Source organism: Bacillus sp. 22446, assembly GCF_052044955.1.
Lineage (GTDB): Bacteria > Bacillota > Bacilli > Bacillales > Bacillaceae > Bacillus > Bacillus altitudinis.
The window spans coordinates 628046-651019 of sequence record NZ_JBQEOD010000001.1 but is presented as its reverse complement, the minus strand read 5'-3'; the positions used below and the strand labels follow the sequence as shown (position 1 = coordinate 651019).

General features: G+C 42.2%; 22 protein-coding genes, 1 tRNA gene, 1 pseudogene and 1 other annotated feature. Of the genes and pseudogenes, 23 read left to right on the top strand and 1 reads right to left on the bottom strand.

Annotated elements, in window-relative coordinates; all coding sequences use genetic code 11:
- Positions 1-137: 137 nt before the first annotated feature.
- The 16 genes and pseudogenes from gerE (at position 138) to ACTJJD_RS03415 (ending at position 12608) form a co-directional block, all read left to right on the top strand.
- Positions 138-362 carry a spore germination transcription factor GerE gene (gerE, locus tag ACTJJD_RS03490; RefSeq protein WP_003184172.1) on the top strand — a complete coding sequence of 75 codons (225 nt, stop codon included), beginning with the start codon at positions 138-140 and terminating at the stop codon, positions 360-362.
- Between the two features lie 149 nt (positions 363-511).
- Positions 512-952, top strand: coding sequence for a MarR family winged helix-turn-helix transcriptional regulator (locus tag ACTJJD_RS03485; protein WP_007501606.1), 441 nt, complete (start codon positions 512-514; stop codon positions 950-952).
- A 7-nt stretch (positions 953-959) separates the two neighbouring features.
- A complete protein-coding gene (gene racE, locus ACTJJD_RS03480) occupies positions 960-1778 on the top strand; it encodes a glutamate racemase (RefSeq protein ID WP_440608109.1) in 819 nt (272 codons plus the stop codon).
- Positions 1779-1879: 101 nt separating this feature from the next.
- Positions 1880-2941 carry a GerMN domain-containing protein gene (locus tag ACTJJD_RS03475; RefSeq protein WP_007501601.1) on the top strand — a complete coding sequence of 354 codons (1062 nt, stop codon included), beginning with the start codon at positions 1880-1882 and terminating at the stop codon, positions 2939-2941.
- A 151-nt stretch (positions 2942-3092) separates the two neighbouring features.
- Entirely contained in the window at positions 3093-3821 is a 729-nt protein-coding gene (gene rph, locus ACTJJD_RS03470) for a ribonuclease PH (protein ID WP_007501599.1), read from the top strand.
- Positions 3822-3831: 10 nt separating this feature from the next.
- Positions 3832-4434 carry an XTP/dITP diphosphatase gene (locus ACTJJD_RS03465; RefSeq protein WP_440608108.1) on the top strand — a complete coding sequence of 201 codons (603 nt, stop codon included), beginning with the start codon at positions 3832-3834 and terminating at the stop codon, positions 4432-4434.
- A 14-nt stretch (positions 4435-4448) separates the two neighbouring features.
- Positions 4449-4973 carry a YfcE family phosphodiesterase gene (locus ACTJJD_RS03460; protein ID WP_008345914.1) on the top strand — a complete coding sequence of 175 codons (525 nt, stop codon included), beginning with the start codon at positions 4449-4451 and terminating at the stop codon, positions 4971-4973.
- 120 nt (positions 4974-5093) lie between these two features.
- Positions 5094-5167, top strand: a tRNA-Arg gene (locus tag ACTJJD_RS03455).
- A 446-nt stretch (positions 5168-5613) separates the two neighbouring features.
- A pseudogene (locus ACTJJD_RS03450) lies at positions 5614-6078 on the top strand (DUF4241 domain-containing protein).
- Positions 6079-6304: 226 nt separating this feature from the next.
- The gene (locus ACTJJD_RS03445) at positions 6305-7564 is read left to right on the top strand and encodes a Kelch repeat-containing protein (protein WP_041092487.1); all 1260 of its coding nucleotides are present in this window, start codon (positions 6305-6307) and stop codon (positions 7562-7564) included.
- A 254-nt stretch (positions 7565-7818) separates the two neighbouring features.
- The gene (locus tag ACTJJD_RS03440) at positions 7819-7968 is read left to right on the top strand and encodes a teichoic acid D-Ala incorporation-associated protein DltX (RefSeq protein WP_024427820.1); all 150 of its coding nucleotides are present in this window, start codon (positions 7819-7821) and stop codon (positions 7966-7968) included.
- A 14-nt stretch (positions 7969-7982) separates the two neighbouring features.
- A complete protein-coding gene (gene dltA, locus ACTJJD_RS03435) occupies positions 7983-9488 on the top strand; it encodes a D-alanine--poly(phosphoribitol) ligase subunit DltA (RefSeq protein WP_212338295.1) in 1506 nt (501 codons plus the stop codon).
- On the top strand, positions 9485-10669 hold the full coding sequence (gene dltB / locus ACTJJD_RS03430) for a D-alanyl-lipoteichoic acid biosynthesis protein DltB (protein ID WP_035391213.1): 1185 nt from the start codon (positions 9485-9487) through the stop codon (positions 10667-10669). The genes dltA and dltB overlap by 4 nt, the downstream gene beginning before the upstream one ends.
- A 21-nt stretch (positions 10670-10690) precedes the next feature.
- The gene (gene dltC / locus ACTJJD_RS03425; protein WP_003216498.1) at positions 10691-10927 is read left to right on the top strand and encodes a D-alanine--poly(phosphoribitol) ligase subunit 2; all 237 of its coding nucleotides are present in this window, start codon (positions 10691-10693) and stop codon (positions 10925-10927) included.
- A complete protein-coding gene (dltD, locus tag ACTJJD_RS03420) occupies positions 10927-12093 on the top strand; it encodes a D-alanyl-lipoteichoic acid biosynthesis protein DltD (protein WP_440608107.1) in 1167 nt (388 codons plus the stop codon). The genes dltC and dltD overlap by 1 nt, the downstream gene beginning before the upstream one ends.
- A gap of 95 nt (positions 12094-12188) precedes the next feature.
- Positions 12189-12608 carry a YkvA family protein gene (locus tag ACTJJD_RS03415; protein WP_008342863.1) on the top strand — a complete coding sequence of 140 codons (420 nt, stop codon included), beginning with the start codon at positions 12189-12191 and terminating at the stop codon, positions 12606-12608.
- Between the two features lie 183 nt (positions 12609-12791).
- Here ACTJJD_RS03415 and ACTJJD_RS03410 read toward each other — a convergent pair whose 3' ends face one another.
- Entirely contained in the window at positions 12792-13835 is a 1044-nt protein-coding gene (locus tag ACTJJD_RS03410) for a lactonase family protein (protein ID WP_440608106.1), read from the bottom strand.
- Between the two features lie 432 nt (positions 13836-14267).
- Between ACTJJD_RS03410 and ilvE the strand changes: the two genes are divergently transcribed.
- The 7 genes from ilvE (at position 14268) to leuC (ending at position 22961) form a co-directional block, all read left to right on the top strand.
- Positions 14268-15182 (top strand): branched-chain-amino-acid transaminase, encoded by a 915-nt coding sequence (gene ilvE / locus ACTJJD_RS03405; protein WP_008342856.1) that lies wholly within the window; start codon positions 14268-14270, stop codon positions 15180-15182.
- A gap of 8 nt (positions 15183-15190) precedes the next feature.
- Positions 15191-15438, top strand: a binding site (T-box leader).
- Positions 15439-15560: 122 nt separating this feature from the next.
- The gene (gene ilvB, locus ACTJJD_RS03400) at positions 15561-17285 is read left to right on the top strand and encodes an acetolactate synthase large subunit (protein WP_008342854.1); all 1725 of its coding nucleotides are present in this window, start codon (positions 15561-15563) and stop codon (positions 17283-17285) included.
- Entirely contained in the window at positions 17282-17800 is a 519-nt protein-coding gene (gene ilvN, locus ACTJJD_RS03395) for an acetolactate synthase small subunit (protein ID WP_007501584.1), read from the top strand. Before ilvB ends, ilvN begins: the two co-directional genes overlap by 4 nt.
- A gap of 18 nt (positions 17801-17818) precedes the next feature.
- Positions 17819-18847: a ketol-acid reductoisomerase gene (ilvC, locus tag ACTJJD_RS03390; protein ID WP_007501581.1), complete on the top strand. Its 1029-nt coding sequence runs from the start codon at positions 17819-17821 to the stop codon at positions 18845-18847.
- Entirely contained in the window at positions 18834-20387 is a 1554-nt protein-coding gene (locus ACTJJD_RS03385) for a 2-isopropylmalate synthase (RefSeq protein ID WP_008342850.1), read from the top strand. Before ilvC ends, ACTJJD_RS03385 begins: the two co-directional genes overlap by 14 nt.
- A gap of 18 nt (positions 20388-20405) precedes the next feature.
- A complete protein-coding gene (gene leuB, locus ACTJJD_RS03380; RefSeq protein WP_046344144.1) occupies positions 20406-21503 on the top strand; it encodes a 3-isopropylmalate dehydrogenase in 1098 nt (365 codons plus the stop codon).
- Between the two features lie 42 nt (positions 21504-21545).
- Positions 21546-22961 (top strand): 3-isopropylmalate dehydratase large subunit, encoded by a 1416-nt coding sequence (leuC, locus tag ACTJJD_RS03375; RefSeq protein ID WP_007501575.1) that lies wholly within the window; start codon positions 21546-21548, stop codon positions 22959-22961.
- Positions 22962-22974 lie beyond the last annotated feature (13 nt).

The following is a 22974-nucleotide window of genomic DNA, read 5'->3' as shown; positions in this document are numbered from 1 at the left end:
AAATTGGACGCTCATCTGCGGGAATTCTCGATTTTAACGTCACCTACCTCAAGTACCCGGCATATGATATCTCGACTATACAGAATCCCATTCTATAGAGACTAGAGCTCTCACCTTAGCAAGGAGGGTTACAATACTTGAAGGAGAAAGAGTTTCAATCCAAGCCGCTATTAACCAAAAGAGAAAGAGAAGTATTCGAATTGCTCGTCCAAGATAAAACAACAAAAGAAATTGCAAGCGAGCTTTTTATTAGCGAAAAGACTGTTCGAAATCATATTTCGAATGCCATGCAAAAGCTAGGAGTCAAAGGTCGTTCACAGGCCGTAGTCGAGCTTCTGCGTATGGGTGAGCTAGAGCTCTAACGTCAGCCGGTTTTCCTTCCGCACCAGGGAGGAGCCGGTTATTTCTATATGGTTTCCATGAGTCTCTTCTTGCAATTTCATTGAAAAACGAGGAAAATAGGAATGTACGTTTTAATCAAAGTGAGATGCTATAGTGAGGTATCAATGAAATGGAAACGAATGAGTCAGGCCATGTTGCAGAAATTGAAAAATCATTGCGCCATATTGCTGCAATCATTAAGCAAAAAGGTAGAGAAATTCTGAATCAATATACGATTACACCTCCTCAATTTGTAGGGCTTCAGTGGCTTTATGAATTCGGAGATATGACAATAGGTGAGCTATCACAAAAGATGTATTTGGCTTGCAGTACGACAACCGATTTAATTGATCGAATGGAAAAAAGTGAACTTGTTGAACGGGTGAAAGATCCGTCTGACCGCCGCGTGGTTCGCATTCATTTATTGCCTGAGGGTGAGCGGATCATTCAAGAAGTGATTGTCAAACGCCAAGAATACGTCAGTGAACTTCTAGGGGCTTTCTCAGAAGAAGAAGCCATCGTTTTCAACCAATCTTTAACGAAACTACAGCAGCAAATGAAAAGAAAATGAGGCGATTTTGTTGGATCAACCAATCGGCGTGATTGATTCCGGCGTAGGCGGTTTAACCGTTGCGAAGGAAATCATGAGACAACTGCCAAAAGAAAAAATTATTTATGTAGGCGACACAAAACGATGTCCATACGGCCCTCGAGCAGAAGAAGAGGTTCTTCAATATACATGGGAAATGACGCACTACCTATTAAGACACCACCATATTAAAATGCTTGTCATTGCGTGCAACACTGCGACGGCGATAGCACTTGATGAAATTAAAGCAACACTTGATATCCCGGTCATTGGCGTGATCCAGCCCGGAGCCCGCACAGCGATCAAGGTCACAAACAATCAGCATATTGGCGTCATCGGCACAGCCAATACGATCAAAAGTGAGGCCTATAAAGAAGCGTTGCTCTCTTTAAAAGCAGGACTAACTGTTCAAAGTCTGGCATGTCCAATGCTGGTACCGTTTGTGGAAAGCGGTACGTTTTTAGATCATACAGCAGATGAAGTCGTAAAAGCTTCTCTTGAACCGATGAAAGAAAAAGGCATTGATACGCTCATTCTTGGTTGCACGCACTACCCGATTTTAAAAGAACCGATTCAGCGCTTTATGGGCAGTGGCGTCAACATCATTTCTTCAGGAGACGAAACAGCGAGAGAAGCGAGCACAATTCTTTCATATAAAGGGCTGTTAAATGATTCGAAGGAAGAGCCTGTTCATACTTTTTATACAACAGGGGAGCAGCAAAACTTTCAAAATATCGCTCAAGACTGGTTCGGCTACCTGCCAGGGAAGGTCGAAACGGTTTCGCTTGAACACGTATATCAGCAATAACCTACTTCTCATGGAAGTGGGTTATTTTTTTATGAAAAGGGTCTAATCCTCTGAGGGAGCTCGTATACATACTAGTACAAACCACTAGAGGAGGGTGAAGTATGCTGAAAAAAGGAACTACAGCAGCTGTTACGTGTATTGCGTCAGCCATGCTTTTATCAGGATGCGGATTGTTTCAAACAGACCAAGCGAAAACAGAGATTGATCCACCACAAAATGTCACGTTTGTGAAAGAAAATAAAGAAGAGAAACAAACAGCGAAAGAAGGAAAAGAAGAGAAGCAAGCAGATACCGTCATGAGAGAATTATATTTAATTGATAAAAATGGATATGTTGTGTCTCAATCCATTCCGCTGCCGAAAAACGAAGGAAGTGCGAAACAAACACTTGAATACCTCGTAGACGGGGGACCGATTTCTAACCTGATGCCAAATGGATTCAGAGCCGTGCTGCCGGCGGACACGAGCGTATCTGTCGATATTAAAGATGGCACCGCGGTTGTTGATTTCTCAAATGAATTCAAAAACTATAAAAAAGAAGACGAACAGCGCATTTTACAATCAGTCACTTGGACATTAACGCAGTTTGATTCAGTAGCGAAAGTCAAATTAAAGATGAATGGCCATGAATTAAAAGAGATGCCTGTGAATGGGACGCCTATTTCAGATGATTTAAGCAGAGAGGACGGCATAAATATTCAGCACGAGGCTGCGGCTGATATGACATCGACAAAGCCTGTGACTGTCTACTATTTAGCTGAATCTGATGAACAGACCTACTATGTCCCGGTGACCAAAAGAGCACCAAAAGACGAGGATGATCCAATTACAGCAGCCATTGATGAGCTCGTCTCTGGGCCAAGCAAAACAAGCCAATTGCTGACAGACTTTGATCAAGATGTGAAGCTCAATGATGTCCCGAAAGTAAAAGACGGTCATGTGACACTTGATTTCAATGAATCCATTTTTGGCAGTGCAGATGAAAAGAAAAAAGTCATTTCACAAAAAGTTCTTGATAGCATTGTGCTGACATTAACAGAGTTGCCAGATGTGAAAAGCGTGTCTGTGAAGGTAAACGGAAAGGCAGAGCTTGTGAACGAAAAAGGAGCAGAGCTCACAAAGCCAGTTTCAAGACCAGAACAAGTGAATACAGGTAGTTTTTAACGTCACACATTGATATAATGGAGAAAAAGAGGCATGCACATTCGCTGCCTCTTTTTTATTCCAAGCGATTAGAACGGATCGAGGTTGTCAAAGTTAATAGGAGAACCCCGCTGACACCCGCGTGGAATGTATATTGTAACGGAGGTAAAACATGAGATTAGATGAAAGACAATACGACGAATTAAGAAAAATTGAAATACAGGCAGGCTACATTACGCACCCAGAAGGCTCTGTCTTAATCTCAGCGGGAAATACGAAGGTGATTTGTAACGCATCTATCGAGGACCGCGTACCTCCTTTTTTAAGAGGAGAAGGAAAAGGCTGGATTACAGCAGAATATAGCATGCTTCCAAGAGCAACAGCTCAAAGAACGATAAGAGAATCATCTAAAGGAAAAGTCACAGGACGTACAATGGAGATCCAGCGTTTAATTGGACGAGCTCTACGTGCAGTCGTTGATTTAGAAAAGCTTGGTGAACGCACCATTTGGATTGATTGTGATGTTATTCAAGCAGACGGCGGAACACGCACAGCTTCTATTACAGGTGCATTTGTGGCCATGACACTAGCGATTCAAAAGCTTCAATCAGAAGGCGTTTTGAAAGAAAATCCGATCACTGATTATTTAGCTGCGATATCCGTCGGAATTGATTCTAAACAGGGACTTCTGTTAGATTTAAATTATGAAGAAGATTCTTCAGCTGAAGTGGATATGAATGTCATCATGACAGGCGCTGGACGCTTTGTTGAACTTCAAGGCACTGGCGAAGAAGCGACATTCTCAAGAGAACAACTAAACGGACTGCTTGATTTAGCCGAAAAAGGTATCAAAGAATTAATTGAAAAGCAAAAAGCAGTGACAGGAGAAGTTATCGAATAAAGAGAAGGGTTTGATCAGGATGAAAACTGCCATCATCGCAACGCACAATGCGGGCAAAGCGAAAGAATTCAAAGCCATTCTTGAGCCAAAAGGATTCACGGTCAAAACACTAGCGGACATCGGATTTACGGAAGAGATTGAAGAAACAGGACATACCTTTGAAGAAAATGCGATCATCAAAGCCGAGGCCATTCAAGCCAAAGCAGGTGAAATGGTGATTGCAGACGACTCGGGTCTGTCGATTGATTACCTTGGCGGAAAGCCTGGCGTCTATTCAGCGAGGTACGCGGGCGAGCATAAAGACGATGACGAGAACGTGGAAAAGGTGCTGAATGAGCTGCAAGGTATTGAAAAAGAAGACCGCACTGCTAGATTTAGATGTGCCCTGGCTGTCAGTATACCGGGGAAAGAAACAAAAACGGTAGAAGGATCAGTAGAAGGCTTTATCGCAGAAGAACCGATCGGCGAAAACGGCTTCGGATACGACCCAATTTTCATCGTCAAAGACAAAGACCAGACGATGGCCGAGTTATCACCAGAGGAAAAAAACAAGATCAGCCATCGAGCGGTCGCGCTTCAAAAGCTTTCATCACTGCTAGACGCAAATGAATAAGGGGGAATGAAGCCATGAAGATACTCATCATTAGTGACAGTCATGGACTCACAGACGAACTTCAAACCATTGCCAAACGGCATGCGGCTGAAGTGGATATGATGATTCACTGCGGAGATTCAGAACTCGAAACGAACCACCCAGCACTCGAAGGATACAAAGTCGTCAAAGGAAATTGTGACTTTATGGGCGATTTTGAAGAAGAGCTCCTGCTCCCACTCGACGGAGGCGGAAAACTATTTCTCACTCACGGACATCTGCATGGCATCAAACAATCCTTGCTCCAAGTCTACTACCGTGCAGAAGAGCTAGGCGCAGACATTATCTGCTTTGGCCACTCGCACATCCCTGGCAGTGAACTGCTAAGAGGAAAACTGCTCATTAACCCAGGCAGCGTGCACCTGCCAAGAGTGCGCAAAGAGCGCAGCTATGCTATACTGACACTAGATGGAAGCGAAGCAAACGTACAGTTTTTCACGGACGAAGGTCACGTCATACAAGACCTCGAAAACACTGTCACATTGGAAGGTATTTCATAAGGGTGCAGCATTTGCCCCTTATGAAAAAACTTTCGAAAAACCGTTGACTTTAAAGAACAATAGTAATATAATAAATCTTGTCGCTGAGGTAATACACCACAGCACACTACATAACAACATGTCCCAGTAGCTCAGCAGGATAGAGCAACGGCCTTCTAAGCCGTCGGTCGGGAGTTCGAATCTCTCCTGGGACGTATTTTAGAAGACCCGTTATTGATACGTATAGTGTCCGTTGAATCAAACGATGACATAGACGTATTGGTAGCGGGTTTTTTCGTGTACGTAAGACATGCGTCAGGGTGTACGTTGGCCAAAACGGAGGGAATTAACGTTATGGCTCGAAAATTTATAGTCAAAAGGAGTCCTACGGCTAAGCGATCAGTCATACGGCTAACCCACGAGCCACGGTCGCCTGAACGCAAGTATTCGATAGAAGAAGCGCTAGACATTTTCGTCCTAGCAAAAGAAGCGGATGGGATGCGTGAGAGAACTATCGCAGACTATCGAAGTCATGTCCGATACTTCTCGGATTTTTTAGGGGGAAAGTACGCAGATGTATTAGACGATATCGACCGTTTGACTCCGGAGATAATCCGCGAATACACAAGGTATCTGAGGCTGACAGACGAGTAAGGTTGCTATAGGGAAATATCCTATTCTACTTATAGTGAAGCGGTTAGAAAGCGGAGACGAACGCGTAGCCTATGCAATGATCAAGTATACATACGAGCAAGCAATAGAGTGGGAGCTTGCTACAAGAGCAGGGCAGGAACTCGAACATTTGAAAGAAGACGAATTTTAAGGTTACGGTGTAAATACGGGTATGGGCTGTTTCATGGATGCTGAGGCTGCATTATATTTACAGGCTTATGAGGATAAGCGCTATAAAGAGGACAATGATTTCTATCTTTATGAGGAATTTGCAGAAGCGCTTGAGCAAAACTACAAGCACACATGGGACTGGCTTGTCACCCGTTTTCATGACAAGGTGGACATTGCCATGTTTACAACAGGCTTCGGTGACGGAATGTACCCAAGCTTTTGGGGGATGGATGAAAACGGGGAACCCGCTTGCCTTGTGACAGACTTTCTTATAGTGGACTGATGAGAAAAACCCATGAAACTATGGGTTTTTTATTTGTTTCTGAAGATAGTGTATTTATAGAAATCGTGAAGGAGATTGAACGGAAGAAAAATAGATAAACATATAACGATTAGTGAATCGGTATTAGATAATAAAGTGTTAAATTATTAAAAATATAACAAAAGTATGAAGAAAGTCATGAAAAAACCGATAAATGTTGGGTACACAATTTTAAGGAGTGATTTTCTTGAAAAAATTAGGATTAATATTCTTCTTATTTATCTCGTCATTAATTTATCCGTTACATTCGGTACAAGCGGAAACAGTAGAGTGGAAAGATCAAGCAGATTTGCCCGAGGCACGTGTTGGTGCTAGTAGTGGAGTAGTTGACGGCAAGATATATATCATAGGAGGTCAGGGGCCAACTCAACGACAAGGTGCAGATCAAACTTTTGTTTATGATCCTGAGAAAAATGAATGGTCAAGTAAAACATCAATGCCAACTCCTAGATATGGGGCTGCTACGGCGATTTTAAATGACCAAATATATGTTATAGGTGGAATGTCTACAGATGGAGTAGTAAAGACAGTAGAAGTTTATAATACTAAAAATGATTCGTGGGAAAAGCTTGAAGATATTCCGCTGGAAACAAAAGTCTCACCATATAGAATATATGCGAGCAGTGTAAAAGGGAAAATTTTAGTTGTCGCAAAAGAAGGTAACTATCAAATGAAAACATACAGCTATGACCCAGACACGAAAAAATGGGAAAAGAAAAGTTCTTTAGATTATATTGTGACTGCCGGAACGTTAAATGAGATAGATGGTAAGTTATATTTATCTGGAGGGACAGAGGCTTTAAATAAAATGATCGGTGAATACGATCCTGACACAGATACGTGGATGAAAAAGCAAGGTGGTTGGTCAGCGGGGTATTATGCGACAGCTGTTTACAATAATAAAGTTTTACTTACAGGTGGAACTGCTAGATTATCGGTACATGATGTAATGTTAGGAACAAGGTATAGCGTTCAAACACCTAAAACCTTTTATAGAAAGGGACACTCCGCTGCTATTGTCAAAGATAATCTTTATATCATTGGGGGAGAAGAAAACACAAATGGTGATATGCCTCGTGCAAGAGAAAAATTTAAATCTGTCATATCACTTTCTCTAAAAGACGCATTACCTCAAGAAAACAACACCGAAACCCCAGGCGATAAAGACCCAGAACCAACCACACCACCAAAAGACGATACAACAGATGAAGACGGCGATGCGCTTCTCATCATCACAATGGTCAATGGTTTGCAAAAAGAGTATGACCTTTCAATGAAAGAAGTCAACGCCTTTCTATCCTGGTACAAAAAACGTGATGCTGGCGAAGGTCCAGGGTTTTATGAAATTGACGAGCATGACAACAACAAAGGTCCTTTTGAAAGTAAAAAGGACTATGTGGTATTCAACAACATTCTCATGTTCGAAGTGAATAAATATAAAAAGTAAATAACATCAAAGCCATCTAGTCTAACTAGGTGGCTTTTGCGTTTGTTCGACAGCTTTCACCAATTTTAAGGCAAATTTAAGCTTCCATTTCATTTCAATTACATTAAATCTTTGTTACAATAAGACAGCTTTGCCCGAAGACACGTTCATACTTTGGACATCTTTTTTTCATCAATTCTTAAAATTTTTATGTTTTGATATGAAACTCTTTTGATGATCCATGCGTCTTTATAAGTGTCAAAAGAAAAGAGGTTATCAATATGCTATTCAAAAAGCTATCAGAAAATAAGTCTGTAAAATGGATAGGATATACAAGCTTTTACTTACTTATTTTGCTATTATTGTTCTTTATTTACGGATTCCATACAGCAAATACGGGATCATTCATTTACAACGATTTTTAATTGGAGATTAAACTATGAAACTATTACACACGATTCATGAATACCAACAAACGAAACCGACACAGCCAGCATTTGTTTCTCAACATGCTTCGATCACATATGATGAGCTTTGGCGTCTATCAGACCAAATGGCTGGTGCGATCGATCCAGTCGCAACTGACAGTGCACCTGTCATTGTCTACGGTCATATGGAGCCAGAGATGCTGATTTCTTTTTTAGGTACTGTGAAATCAGGCAGACCTTATATTCCGGTCGACATCTCAATACCTGTCGAGCGCATCGTCTCAATCATTGAAAGCTCAAAAGCCAGTCTATTGATTTGTGCAAATGAGCAGGCTGTACCAGGTGTAGAAGAACACATTGAAGTGAAGAGTGCGGCATCGCTTTTAGCACTTGAAAAAGAAGCACCGCCGTCCACGCAGTGGGTTCAACAAGATGATGTTTTCTACATTATTTATACGTCTGGCAGTACAGGAAAACCGAAAGGCGTTCAGGTAACAGCCAATAATTTAGAAAGTTTTACAGAGTGGATGTGCCGCGACTTCCCAATTGGTGAGGGGCGCACGTTCTTAAATCAAGCGCCATTTTCTTTTGACTTATCAGTGATGGATATCTATCCAGCGCTTCAATCAGGCGGCACGCTTTACTGTTTAGTAAAAGATCTTGTCAATAAGCCAAAGGATATGTTTGCAGCACTTGGTCAATCTGACGTTGAAGTGTGGACATCAACACCTTCCTTTGTGCAAATGTGCTTAATGGACCCATCCTTTACAGGTGACCTTTTACCAAAGCTAAACGTTTTCCTTTTCTGCGGTGAGGCACTTCCTGTCTCTGTAGCAAGTGCACTTCTTGAGCGTTTTCCTAAGGCGCAGGTCTTTAATACGTATGGTCCAACTGAAGCAACTGTTGCGATTACATCGATTGAAGTCACGCAGGAGATTCTTGATCAGCACGATTCTTTACCAGTGGGTTATGCCAAATCGGATACAGATATCGTCATTTTAGATGAAGAAGGCAAGACACTCCCTGATGGGGAAAAAGGGGAAATTGTCATCGTGGGGCCAAGCGTCACGAGAGGTTACTTAGGTGAACAAGCCTTAACGGATAAAGTGTTCTTTGAATACGAAGGACGCCCTGCTTACCGCACAGGTGACGCAGGTGTGGCGCAGGATGGTTTGATTACGTGCCACGGTCGTCTGGACTATCAAATTAAGTTACATGGATACCGAATGGAGCTTGAAGAAATTGAATATCATGTGAGCGAGACAACGTATGTCAATGCTTGTGTGATTGTGCCATTCCAGCCAAACGGGCATGTGGAGTACTTAATTGCAGTAATTGTCCCAACTGAGCATTCCTTTGAAAAAGAATATCAGCTGACAAGTGCGATTAAGAAAGAAATGGCGGATTCACTGCCTGCGTACATGATTCCAAGAAAGTTTGTCTATCTTGAGCAGTTGTACATGACGCCAAACGGGAAGGTTGACCGTAAAAGAATCGCGAAAGAGGTTCTTCTATGATTCCGTTTAGTTCATTCTTTTTCTTCATTCTAATTGGTATTCTTCTTTTGCCGACGATGATTCTTGGTCTTCGCGGCAAAAGAATGCAGGGCTACAACATGTTTGCAACGGTTGTGGCACTTGCGCTTATTTTCTCAAAGGATGCACATGGCGCTTTGCTGCTGTTCCTGTTTACAGTGTGGCAAGTCTTGATCATCCGCCTATACCTTGCGTACCGGCTGAAGGCGAACCGTGCGTCTGTCTTCTATATGGCAGTGGTGGCATCGATTTTGCCGCTTGTGCTATCAAAGATTTTACCGTTCTTTTTAACTCATCAGCCGCATCAACCGCCGCCAATGAACTGGCTGAGCTTTTTGGGGATCTCGTACTTAACATTTAAAGGTGTTCAGTTAATTATCGAGACAAGAGACGGCTTGATTAAAAAGAAAATCCCGATTCACCGTTTGGTTTATTTCATCGTCTTTTTCCCGACGATTTCATCAGGTCCAATCGATCGTTACCGCCGGTTTGAAAAGGATATGGATACACCGCCTGAAAAAGAAGCGTACAGTGACCTTCTATATGCAGGGATTCATAAAATTTTTATTGGGTTCTTATATAAGTTCATTATTGGTTATCTCATTCACACGTATATTCTCATGAATATTCATCACATTAGCAGCAGTCACTTTGTTCAACAGTTAACGTATATGTATGCGTACAGTATGTATTTGTTCTTTGACTTTGCTGGATATACAGCATTTGCTGTAGGTGTGAGTTATATCATGGGCATTAAATCACCAGAAAACTTTAATAAACCGTTTATCAGCCGTAATATTAAAGACTTCTGGAATCGCTGGCACATGTCGCTATCCTTTTGGTTCAGAGATTATGTGTTTATGAGATTTGTGTTCTTTATGACAAAGAAGAAGTGGATCAAGAACCGGATGGCTGTATCAAATATTGGGTACTTTGTCCTCTTTCTATTGATGGGTGCTTGGCATGGTCTCGCCCTTCAATACATTATTTACGGACTATACCATGCAGTTGTGATGTCCGGTTACAATTTATTTGAGAAGTGGAATAAAAAGCACAAGTGGTGGCCGGATAATAAGGTCACAATGGTTGTGTCGATCATTATTACATTCCATGTGATTTGTTTCGGATTTTATATTTTTTCAGGAAAACCATTTCATCATTAATGATTAAGGGAGTAGAAAATTATGGAATTTAAAAATCAAGTATACGGTATTATTGCAGAGGTTTGTCAGGACGACGTTGTGAAAGAAAATCCAGAGATTGCAATTTTTGACGAAGGTCTTCTAGATTCATTTGGTACAGTAGAACTACTTATGGCAATTGAAAGTCAACTTGGAATTACTGTTCCGATTACAGAGTTTGATCGTGATGTGTGGGATACACCGAATCACATTGCTGAGCAGCTGGCAGAGATGAAGTAATGAAAAAGCGTTTTTTTGGGCCGCTTATTTTAGCGGCTGTTCTATTCATTGGTGTTCTTCTTGTACCAAATGCATGGCTCTCACATCTGATCCCAAAAGACAAATTACAAAAGTCAGCCACAGAATTAGATCCAGGGATGTTTCAAGGGCTTTATTTACAAGATGAAATGCTAAAAGATCCAACTTATTTGCCGATCTATGGATCTTCTGAACTTTCACGTTTTGATCCATATCACCCTTCGAATTTCTTTCATGAAAATCCTCAAGGGTTTACACCTTATCTTGTTGGAAAAGGTGGATCGCAATCATTAATTCATGCCATGAACTTTGCAGCGCATATGGATGAATTAAAAGGGAAAAAGCTTGTGTTTATCGTGTCCCCGCAGTGGTTTGTCAAAGGGGGATCAGACGAGAATCACTTTGCTCCTAACTATTCAGCGCTTCAGGCGCTTGATCTTGCTTATAATAAAGAAATTGATCCAGCTGTGAAAAAAGAGCTCATCAAAAGGATCATGAAGTTTAAGGCAGTAAAGAACGACATGGTCATCACAGAGCTTTTTAAAGCAGAGCTTTCTGGGAACAAATTCGCTTATGGCGCGATTTCTCCTATTGCAAAAATGTATTATGGCATGCTTCAAAAGAAAGACATGTACTATACGATCGGGTCTGGGCATGAGCGCAAGCATCGTCCGTCTCCTTCAGTGAAAGGGAAAACATGGACTGAGCTTCAAAAAGAAGCGAGCGTCTTAGGATCTGAAAAAGCAGGGGACAACCCGTTTTATATTGATCAGAGACTGTTTGATCGTAAGCTGAAGCCGATCATGAAAAAGATGAAGGATTCTCGTCGTGACAATTCTTATGCAGCATCACCTGAATATAAAGATTTCCAGATCATGCTGGATATTTTAAAACAGGCAGGGGCGAAGCCTTTATTCGTGACGATTCCTGTCAACGGAAAATGGTATGATTACACTGGTTTTCCGAAAGAGGGACGTACAGATTATTATCAAAAAATCAATCGTCAAATTCGAGATAATGGGTATGAAGTCGCAGATTTGACTTCGCATGAGTATGATCCATATTTCTTTAAGGATACGATTCATGTGTCGTATAAAGGATGGGTATACATCGATAAGGCGATCGAAAAGTTTTACAAAGAGCAGTAGATTGCAGCAGCTTTCTGCTGCTTTTTGTTTGTCGAATGAGTGGATTTCTTGTATAAATAAGGTGGAAGGGCTATGCTGAATATGGAGGCGATACGATGAATCGTTCTGAGAAAAAAGAACTATTAAAGCGTTCAAAGAAGCATTTTAATGATCATGCCTTTTGGGAAAAGTTAAAAAAGACGGCACAAAAAGCTGGAGTTTCTCTTGTCTATGCTGTGCTATTACTTTATTATACATTGCAAAAACCCGAAGTACCGGTTAAAGCGAAGACCCTCATCATTGGGGCGCTAGGGTACTTTATCCTTCCGATTGACCTGATCCCTGATACATTGGTGGGGATCGGCTACACAGATGATCTAGGCGCCATCACATTTGCTCTGCTTCAAGTGGCAATGTACATTGATGACGATGTCAAAGGAAAAGCGAAAGACAGGCTGGGAAAATGGTTCGGTGAAAAAAGCGATACGTCTTTCATTGATCAAAAGCTTGAAGATGGCGGTATGCCGTCTGCTTAAAGAAAAGCCTCTTAAAAGTGTAGACAAACCCTCGCATTCTTTGTCAGTCCTGCGCTCCGATGCTTGTTCTTCCTAGACTTCAAGGGTTTTCAACTACGCTGAAAAAAGACAAAGGGCTAAAATAAAGTTCATTTTAGCCCTTTGTCAACAATCTAATGCCTCCTAAACGGAGGCTTTTTTTCATTATCCTAAAAATTTCACGCAAACCGGATGCGGAACGGTGATGTCTGATTGTAAGACAGTGAGTCGTCCCGTTTCTTTGTCACGTTTGTATAACACAAGATTACTAGATTCTTGGTTTGAGCCGACGAGAAATTCTTCTGTTGGATCAAGGACAAAGTCTCTAGGCCAATTTCCTTCAGATGAAGCAATGTCAACGAGGCTTAGTTTGCCGTCATGATTTGCTTTGAAAATGGCAATGCTGTCATGTCCACGATTTCCTGCATACACAAAGTGACCGTCAGAAGACACATGAATGGCGCTGCCTTGATTATTCTCTGTGAAGTCATTAGGAATGGTTGCGATCGTTTGGATCTCTTCGAAATGACCATCTTCAAAGTAACGAAGGACAATGACCTCTGAGCTGAGCTCTGTCATGACATAGGCCACAGGTTTCGTTGGGTGGAATGTGATATGACGAGGGCCGCTTCCTGGTTTTGTTTCAAATGTATGGGCAAGCTCAAGTTTGCCGTTTTCTTTCTTATACGTATAAATACCGTCTGTGCCAAGGTCAACAGCCACCGCAAATTGTTCATCAGGCGTCAAACCCATAAAGTGAGTGTGCGGTTTTTCTTGACGGTCTTCGTTTGGTCCAGTGCCTTCATGCTGCGCCTGTGACAGCGTGCGGATCACTGAGCCGTTTTCAGCATCAATTTCGTACATCTCTGCTGTTCCTTTATGATAGTTTGCTGTAAACGCTGTTTTCGTTTGGCTGTCCACGCTGACGTGACAAGGAGAAGCCCCATCGGCAAGCTCTTGGTTGATGAAACGAAGTGCGCCGGTGTCGGCATCAATTTGATACGCAGCAAGACCGCCCTGTGCTCCTTCTTTCACAACAGCATACACAAACTTTTGAGAATCTGAGACAGTTAAATATGTAGGATTTTCAAGTTCTGCAGCCACTTCTACTTGTTCAATCTGCTGCTTGTCCGTATTTAAAGTAAAAGAATAGATTCCTTTGCTGTCTCCCTTTGTATACGTTCCGATATAACCTCTGATGTTAGCCATGTATTGCCCTCCTTCTATTAGATGCTCTCATTCTATCACAAATTCATAGGAAAACGCTTTAGAAAGGCATGCTGAAGGAAAAAACAAACGCAATGAAATCTCACAATATTCTTCAAAAACCGTGTGAAAAAATATTACAAAAGCTTGTTCAAAAGAAAACCGTTCATGTAGAGTAAATAAATTGAAGAAAAAATACAAAAAATTTTAAGTTTTTTCATTCCTTGTCTAGCAAAGGTGTAAGCGTATACATTTTATTTTGATTAGTCTAAATTGTCTAATAATTTTAAAAATGCTGTTGACACTGTATGGAAAGCGGCGTAAGATGGGTTCAACAAAAGCAAACAGACACGCAGAGTAAGCGTGAGACACTTCAATATAAAGTGTCTGAAAATTCAACTACTTTTTGTTTGAAAGAGAGGGTGCTCACTGAAGATGGAAGACCAAAAGGAACAGTGGATCTTTTTAAACGATGAACTCGTGAAAAAAGAGGATGCGAAAATTTCAGTTTATGATCATGGCTTCTTATATGGTGACGGTGTGTTCGAAGGAATACGTGTATATAACGGAAATATCTTTCGAATGAAAGAACATTTAGACCGCCTGTATGATTCCGCTAGATCCATTATGCTGAACATTCCATATTCACTTGAGGAGCTCACTGAAAAAATGATTCATACAGTTGAAAGGAACGGCCTAAAAGATGCCTATATCCGCCTTGTTGTCTCAAGAGGAGCCGGTGATCTTGGCTTAGATCCAAACAACTGCGGGAGAGCCAACACAGTGATCATTGTAGAGCCGCTGGCCATCTTTCCAAAGCACCTATATGAAACAGGTATTGATATTGTGACAGTACCAACGAGGCGAAATCGTCCTGACGTACTAAGTCCAAAAGTGAAGTCATTAAACTATTTGAATAACATCCTTGTCCGAATCGAAGCCCATATGGCCGGTGTGAGTGAAGCGCTGATGCTGAACGATCAAGGGTACGTGGCAGAAGGTTCTGCAGACAATGTGTTTATTTATAAAAAAGGTAAGCTCTATACACCGCCAGGTTATATCGGCGCTCTTGAAGGCATCACAAGAAATGCCATCATGGAGATTGCAGAAGACTTAGGCTACGAAGTGAAAGAAGAACCTTTCACAAGACATGATGTGTATACAGCTGAAGAAGTCTTCCTGACAGGAACCGCTGCCGAAGTCATCGCTGTTGTAAAAGTTGACGGTCGTATCATTGGCGAAGGAAAACCAGGGTTCCACACAAACAAACTTCTTGAACAATTCCGCAAGCGAGTCGTTGAAGAAGGAGAAAAAGTAGTCTTTACCGATGAGAACATTCACGCAAGCTAAATAGATATCGATAAACGTTGAAGAGGACTAGTAGCTTTAGAGTCAGTATCTACAGAGAGCCGGTGCTAGCTGGAAACCGGTGTTACTTTCTAAAGTGAACTCACCTCTGAGTGTCTGCTTGAAATGATAGTAGGGCAGACCGAGTGACATTGCATCACTCGTTACCAAAATGGATGAAAGATGTCCATGAGACGGCAGCATGATTTGCCGTGAACAAGGGTGGTACCGCGAAAAACAAAGCTTTTTCGCCCCTTTGACCTAGTGAAAAGTAGTGTCATTGTGGGGTGAGAAGGCTTTTTTATATGGTCTCATATCTCTATCTTGAATGGAAAAGGGTGAAAGGACTTGACTGAAGCAAGACAAAGAGGAGGAAATCAAATGGGGACAAATGTACAAATGGAGACGGAAAAATCAAATGCACCACAAACGATGAACGGTGCACTCATGTTAATTGAAGCACTCAAAAGAGAAAAAGTAGAAGTCATTTTTGGTTATCCTGGCGGAGCCGTTTTACCGATCTACGATAAAATTTACGATTCTGGTTTATTTCATGTCCTGCCAAGACATGAGCAAGGAGCGATTCACGCAGCGGAGGGATACGCAAGAGTATCTGGTAAACCAGGCGTTGTCATTGCCACATCAGGACCGGGGGCAACAAACCTAGTCACAGGAATTGCGGATGCGATGATTGATTCACTACCTATGGTTATCTTCACTGGACAGGTGGCAACCTCAGTCATTGGATCAGATGCTTTCCAAGAAGCAGATGTACTTGGTATCACAATGCCAATCACAAAACACAGCTATCAAGTGAGACGTCCAGAAGAGTTACCGGGTGTCATTAAAGAGGCATTTCACATCGCAACAACCGGCAGACCTGGTCCAGTCTTGATTGATATTCCAAAAGATGTCGCTGGTATTGAAGGAACATTTGAATACGATCAGCCAATCGATTTGCCTGGTTATCAGCCGAAAATTGAGCCGAATTATTTGCAAATTCGCAAGTTAGTAGAAGCTGTAAGTAGAGCAAAGAAACCAGTTATTCTAGCAGGAGCTGGCGTTCTTCATGGCAAAGCGTCGGAAGAATTAAGGCAATATGTAGAGCAGCAGCAAATCCCTGTCGCTCATACATTGCTTGGGCTTGGTGGATTCCCGGCAAAGCATCCTCTTTTCCTAGGAATGGCGGGTATGCACGGCACATACGCAGCGAACATGGCACTACATCAATGTGACTTACTCATTTCAATCGGAGCGAGATTTGATGACAGGGTAACCGGCAACCTCAATCATTTTGCAAAGCATGCGAAGGTGGCTCATATTGACATCGACCCAGCGGAAATTGGTAAAAACATTCACACTCATATCCCGGTTGTTGGTGATAGTAAGCTAGTGCTTCAAGAACTGATCAAGCAGGACGGGAAACAAGGTGAATCAGACGAGTGGAAGAGCCAGCTAAATCAGTGGAAGGAAGAATATCCACTCTGGTATGTCGAAAACGAAGCTGAAGGCTTTAAGCCTCAAAAGCTGATCGAATACATTCATCAATTTACAAAAGGTGAAGCCATTGTGGCAACCGATGTTGGGCAGCACCAAATGTGGGCTGCACAGTTCTATCCATTTGAAAATGCCGATAAATGGGTGACATCTGGTGGGCTTGGCACAATGGGATTTGGTTTACCGGCAGCGATTGGCGCGCAGCTAGCTGATCAAGAGGCAACGGTTGTGGCGATTTTAGGAGACGGAGGTTTCCAAATGACCCTGCAAGAACTTGCCGTTATCCGTGAGCTGAACCTTCCGGTGAAAGTGATTGTTCTCAATAATCACAGTCTTGGAATGGTAAGACAATGGCAAGAAATTTTTTACGAAGAACGCTACTCACATTCAAAATTTTCAGAGCAGCCAGACTTCGTGAAATTATCTGAAGCTTATGGCATTAAAGGGATCAGAATCTCATCAGACGAAGAGGCGCAAGAAAAACTCGAAGAAGCCTTAACCTCTAGAGAGCCTGTTTTCATCGATGTCAATGTAGCGAGAGATGAGAAAGTATTCCCGATGGTAGCACCGGGGAAAGGACTTCATGAGATGGTGGGGGTGAAACCTTGAAAAGAATTATTGTGTTGACTGTATTAAATCGATCAGGCGTACTGAACAGAATCACAGGCCTTTTTACTAAAAGACACTACAATATTGAAAGCATTACGGTCGGCCATTCTGAGATTCAAGATGTATCACGCATCACGTTCGTCGTCCATGTAGACCAGGAGAAAGACATCGAACAGCTGACAAAACAGCTGAACAAACAAATCGATGTCCTCAAAGTAACGGATATTACAAACCAATCAATCGTTCAGCGAGAGCTGGCTTTGATAAAAGTCGTATCTGCACCAGCATCTAGAATGGAAATCACAGGGGTCATTGAACCTTTTAGAGCTTCTATTGTAGATGTGAGCAGAGAGAGTGTCGTCATTCAGGTGACAGGTGAGTCTTCAAAAATTGAAGCACTCATTGAATTACTTAAGCCATACGGCATTAAAGAAGTCGCCAGAACTGGCACCACGGCCTTTGCGAGAGATAATCAGCAAAAGCCGCAAACAAATAAAACAATTTCAATTGTCTAAACAAAAGGAGAGAGTCAAATGGTAAAAGTATATTATAACGGTGATATTCAAGAAAACGTATTAAATGGTCAAAAGGTAGCTATCATTGGTTACGGATCACAAGGTCATGCACATGCATTGAACTTAAAAGAGAGCGGCGTAGATGTGATTGTCGGTGTGAGAAAAGGCGGATCTTATACAAAAGCACAAGAAGACGGCCATCAAGTATTCACAGTAAAAGAAGCAGCAGCACAAGCAGATGTCGTCATGGTATTACTTCCAGATGAGCAGCAAAAGAAAGTATATGATGAAGAAATCAAAGATCAATTAGAAGCAGGTAATTCACTTGTATTCGCACACGGATTCAACGTTCACTTCCATCAAATTGTTCCTCCAAGTGACGTAGATGTGTATCTTGTGGCTCCAAAAGGTCCAGGACATCTTGTAAGAAGAACATATGAGCAAGGCGCTGGTGTACCTGCACTATTTGCTATCTATCAAGATGTATCAGGTCAAGCGAAAGACAAAGCACTGGCTTATGCAAAAGCAATCGGCGGAGCAAGAGCGGGCGTTCTTGAAACAACATTTAAAGAAGAAACAGAAACGGATCTATTCGGTGAGCAGGCAGTTCTTTGTGGAGGTCTTACTTCATTAGTTAAAGCAGGTTTTGAAACATTAACAGAAGCTGGTTATCAGCCAGAGCTTGCATACTTCGAGTGTCTGCATGAACTGAAATTGATCGTTGACCTTATGTATGAAGAAGGATTAGAAGGTATGAGATATTCAATCTCTGATACAGCGCAATGGGGTGACTTCGTATCAGGACCACGCGTTGTGGATGCAAAAGTAAAAGAATCAATGAAAGCAGTCTTGACTGACATCCAAAACGGAACATTCGCGAAAGAATGGATTGTTGAAAACCAAGTGAATCGTCCACGTTTCAATGCGATCAATGCAAATGAAAATGAGCACCAAATTGAAATCGTCGGAAGAAAGCTTCGTGAAATGATGCCTTTCGTTAAACAAGGAAAGAAAAAGGAAGCGGTGAGCGTCGGTGCGAAAAATTAATTTTTTTGACACAACACTTCGAGATGGAGAGCAATCACCAGGAGTGAACTTAAATGCACAAGAAAAGCTAATCATTGCTAAGCAGCTTGAGCGCCTTGGGGTTAATATCATTGAAGCGGGTTTTCCCGCTTCATCCCGAGGGGATTTCTTAGGCGTACAAGAAATTGCAAGAACGATTAAGAACTGTTCAGTTGCAGGACTTGCACGATGTGTGAAAGGTGACATTGATGCTGCATGGGACGCATTAAAAGATGGAGCTCAACCAAGAATACACGTCTTTATTGCGACTTCTGACATTCACCTCAAGCATAAACTAAAGAAAACACGTGAAGAAGTGGTTGAACAAGCTGTTTCAATGGTGAAATACGCGAAAGAGCGCTTCCCAGTTGTTCAGTGGTCAGCAGAAGATGCATGCCGGACAGATCTTTCTTTCCTAGCAGAAATTGTAGAAAAAGTGATCGACGCAGGCGCAAGTGTCATTAACTTGCCTGATACTGTTGGATACCTAGCACCAAAAGAGTACGGAAATATCTTTAAATATATGAAGGAACACGTTCCAAATATCGATCAAGTCATCTTGTCAGCACACTGTCATGATGATTTAGGAATGGCTGTAGCGAACTCACTTGCTGCCATTGAAAATGGAGCAGATCAAATTGAAACAGCTGTCAACGGTATTGGAGAGCGCGCAGGGAATGCTGCTTTAGAAGAAATAGCAGTTGCCCTTCATATTCGCAAAGACTTTTACCAAGTCGAATCAACCATTCAGTTGAATGAAATTAAGCGCACAAGTGATGTAGTGAGCAAATACTCAGGTATGATTGTACCGCGTAATAAAGCAGTCGTTGGAAACAATGCATTTGCCCATGAATCAGGTATTCACCAAGATGGATTCCTCAAAGAAAAAACAACCTATGAAATTATCTCTCCAGAGCTTGTAGGCGTCACAACAGATGTGCTTGTCCTTGGTAAACACTCCGGAAGACACGCATTTAAAGACCGCTTAAAAACACTTGGCTTTAAATTGACTGAAGAAGAAATCAATAAGTTCTTCGAAACTTTTAAGAACTTAACAGAGAAGAAGAAAGAGATCACAGATGATGATTTGATCTCTATTATATTAGAAGAAAAAGTAGCAGACCGTAAAATCGGCTATGAATTTGAAAGTCTTCAAGTTCATTATGGGACAGAGCAAATGCCGACAGCGACAGTCTCTCTTAAAAATCAAGAAACGCAGGAAGTCATTCAAGAAGCAGCTACAGGTGCAGGCAGTGTAGAAGCTGTGTACAACACGCTTGAGCGCTGTATGGAGGAAAGAATTCATTTGCTAGATTATCGTATTCAATCCAATGGAAAAGGCAGAGACGCACTAGCGGAAGTATATGTCACTGTTTCAATAGAAGGAAAAGAAACAGCAGGACGCGGTGTAGCGCAAGATGTGCTGGAAGCATCGGCTAAAGCTTACGTCAATGCAGTGAATAGACATTTAATCTTTAAATCAAACCTAATAGAAATTGAGAAACATCACGCCATCTCATAAGAAAGGAGGAAGGGACTCATGAAAAAGAAAATTGCACTTTTGCCCGGCGATGGAATCGGACCGGAAGTCGTCACATCAGCCGTCGCTGTCCTGAAAGAGACAGCGGCTCAATTTCAACACGAATTTGAATTTGAAACAGCTCTCATTGGCGGTATAGCGATAGATGAAAAAAACAATCCGCTCCCTAAAGAAACAGTAGAAGTGTGCAAAAGCGCAGATGCGATTTTATTAGGAGCCGTTGGCGGACCAAAGTGGGATCAAAACCCGCCAGAACTTCGCCCAGAAAAAGGCTTGCTCTCCATTCGCAAGCAGCTGGACTTATTTGCGAACATCCGCCCTGTCAAAGTATTTGATAGCTTGAGTGAGGCTTCACCGTTAAAACAAGATCACATTAGCGGAGTAGATTTCGTCATCGTTCGTGAATTAACTGGAGGCCTCTACTTTGGCGAACCAAGTGAGCGCTACACGGATGATGAAGGAAAAGAAGCTGCGGTTGATACACTTCTTTATACAAAGGAAGAGATTGTTCGTGTATTAAAAGAAGCGTTCGACATGGCATTAACGAGACGGAAAAAAGTAACGTCTGTGGATAAAGCAAATGTTCTCGCTTCGAGTAAACTATGGCGGGATGCTGTAGAAGAAGTTGCATCCCAATATCCAGATGTCGCATATGAGCACATGCTCGTCGATAATGCCGCGATGCAGCTGATTTATAAGCCCGCTCAATTTGATGTCATCGTGACAGAGAATATGTTTGGTGACATTTTAAGTGACGAAGCATCTATGATTACTGGCTCACTCGGCATGCTGCCATCTGCTAGTTTATCAAGCACCGGCCTTCATTTATATGAGCCGATTCATGGTTCAGCACCCGATATTGCGGGGCAAAATGTCGCAAACCCTCTGGCTACTATATTGTCAGCAGCCAGCTTGCTTAGAACATCCTTTGCTTTAGAAGAAGAAGCGGCTGCAATTGAAGCAGCTGTGGAAGCCGTTCTTGCCTCTGGCAAACGTACAAAGGACCTAGCATCAAAAGAGGGAACGTATGAAACGACTGATGATATCACGAAAGCCGTTGTAGATGCACTCAAACAACGTACGAAATCAATTGTATAAATAGAAATCTTGTTGAATTAGGTAGAGGGAGGAAAAAGGGTTATGCCTCGAACAATCATCGAAAAAATATGGGATCAGCATGTTGTCAAAAATGGCGAGGGAAAACCAGACCTTTTATATATTGATCTGCACTTGGTGCATGAGGTGACGTCACCTCAAGCATTTGAAGGATTAAGACAAAAAGGGCGCAAGGTGCGAAGACCACAAAACACATTTGCGACGATGGATCACAACATTCCGACTGTGAATCGATTTGTGATCAAAGATGAGATTGCGAAGAAGCAAGTGAGTGCTCTAGAGCGCAACTGTGCTGAATTCGGGGTCCGTCTAGCTGACCTTCACAGTGTAGACCAAGGAATCGTTCATGTCGTTGGACCAGAGCTTGGTTTAACACTTCCGGGGAAAACAATCGTGTGTGGAGATAGTCATACATCTACTCATGGCGCATTTGGTGCACTTGCCTTTGGGATTGGCACAAGTGAGGTTGAGCATGTGCTTTCCACACAAACACTTTGGCAGCAGCGTCCGAAGACACTAGAAATTAGAGTAGACGGAACGCTTCAAAAAGGGGTAACAGCCAAAGATGTCATTTTAGCAGTCATTGGCGCACATGGCGTGAAGTTCGGTTCAGGTTATGTCATTGAATACACTGGGGAAGTATTCAGAAACATGTCAATGGATGAGCGGATGACCGTTTGTAATATGTCAATTGAAGCAGGCGCAAGAGCAGGATTGATCGCACCTGATGAAGTGACCTTTGAATATTGCCGCGGACGCAAATACGCACCGCAGGGTGAAGATTTTGAAGCAGCGATCAAAGAATGGAAAGAACTAAGAACAGATCCGGGTGCGACCTATGATAAAACCATTGTTTTAGATGGAAATCATATTTCACCAATGGTCACGTGGGGAATTAACCCAGGAATGGTGCTCCCTGTGGATGCAGCAATTCCAGGACCTGAAGATTTTGCACAAGAAGATGATCAAAAAGAAGCAAAGCGTGCTTATGAATACATGGGGGTTCACCCGCATCAGCGTATTGAAGATATTACGATTGAGCATGTGTTTATTGGCTCATGTACGAACTCAAGAATGACTGATTTACGCCAAGCCGCTTCTATGATTGAAGGCCAAAAAGTAGCCGATCATGTCAGAGCGATTGTGGTTCCTGGCTCACAAAGTGTCAAACTTCAAGCAGAAGAAGAAGGTCTTCATGAAATTTTCCTAGAAGCAGGATTTGAATGGAGAGAATCTGGCTGTAGTATGTGCCTCAGCATGAATAACGATGTGGTGCCAGAAGGTGAACGCTGTGCATCTACATCAAACCGTAACTTTGAGGGACGTCAAGGGAAGGGTGCAAGAACGCATCTTGTCAGCCCGGCAATGGCTGCAATGGCTGCCATACATGGCCGATTTGTCGATGTCAGGAAGTTTAATCAAGAGAAAACAGTCGTGTAAGGAGTTGTGTCAT

Bases quoted from the DNA above. Each gene is read 5' to 3' on its own strand.
- ilvC (WP_007501581.1), top strand. From the start codon at position 17,819: ATGGTAAAAGTATATTATAACGGTGATATTCAAGAAAACGTATTAAAT.
- dltC (WP_003216498.1), top strand. From the start codon at position 10,691: ATGGAATTTAAAAATCAAGTATACGGTATTATTGCAGAGGTTTGTCAG.
- leuC (WP_007501575.1), top strand. From the start codon at position 21,546: ATGCCTCGAACAATCATCGAAAAAATATGGGATCAGCATGTTGTCAAA.
- ACTJJD_RS03415 (WP_008342863.1), top strand. From the start codon at position 12,189: ATGAATCGTTCTGAGAAAAAAGAACTATTAAAGCGTTCAAAGAAGCAT.
- ilvB (WP_008342854.1), top strand. From the start codon at position 15,561: ATGGGGACAAATGTACAAATGGAGACGGAAAAATCAAATGCACCACAA.
- dltD (WP_440608107.1), top strand. From the start codon at position 10,927: ATGAAAAAGCGTTTTTTTGGGCCGCTTATTTTAGCGGCTGTTCTATTC.
- leuB (WP_046344144.1), top strand. From the start codon at position 20,406: ATGAAAAAGAAAATTGCACTTTTGCCCGGCGATGGAATCGGACCGGAA.
- dltB (WP_035391213.1), top strand. From the start codon at position 9,485: ATGATTCCGTTTAGTTCATTCTTTTTCTTCATTCTAATTGGTATTCTT.
- dltA (WP_212338295.1), top strand. From the start codon at position 7,983: ATGAAACTATTACACACGATTCATGAATACCAACAAACGAAACCGACA.
- rph (WP_007501599.1), top strand. From the start codon at position 3,093: ATGAGATTAGATGAAAGACAATACGACGAATTAAGAAAAATTGAAATA.
- ACTJJD_RS03475 (WP_007501601.1), top strand. From the start codon at position 1,880: ATGCTGAAAAAAGGAACTACAGCAGCTGTTACGTGTATTGCGTCAGCC.
- ACTJJD_RS03485 (WP_007501606.1), top strand. From the start codon at position 512: ATGGAAACGAATGAGTCAGGCCATGTTGCAGAAATTGAAAAATCATTG.
- ACTJJD_RS03410 (WP_440608106.1), bottom strand. From the start codon at position 13,835: ATGGCTAACATCAGAGGTTATATCGGAACGTATACAAAGGGAGACAGC.
- ACTJJD_RS03460 (WP_008345914.1), top strand. From the start codon at position 4,449: ATGAAGATACTCATCATTAGTGACAGTCATGGACTCACAGACGAACTT.
- ilvE (WP_008342856.1), top strand. From the start codon at position 14,268: ATGGAAGACCAAAAGGAACAGTGGATCTTTTTAAACGATGAACTCGTG.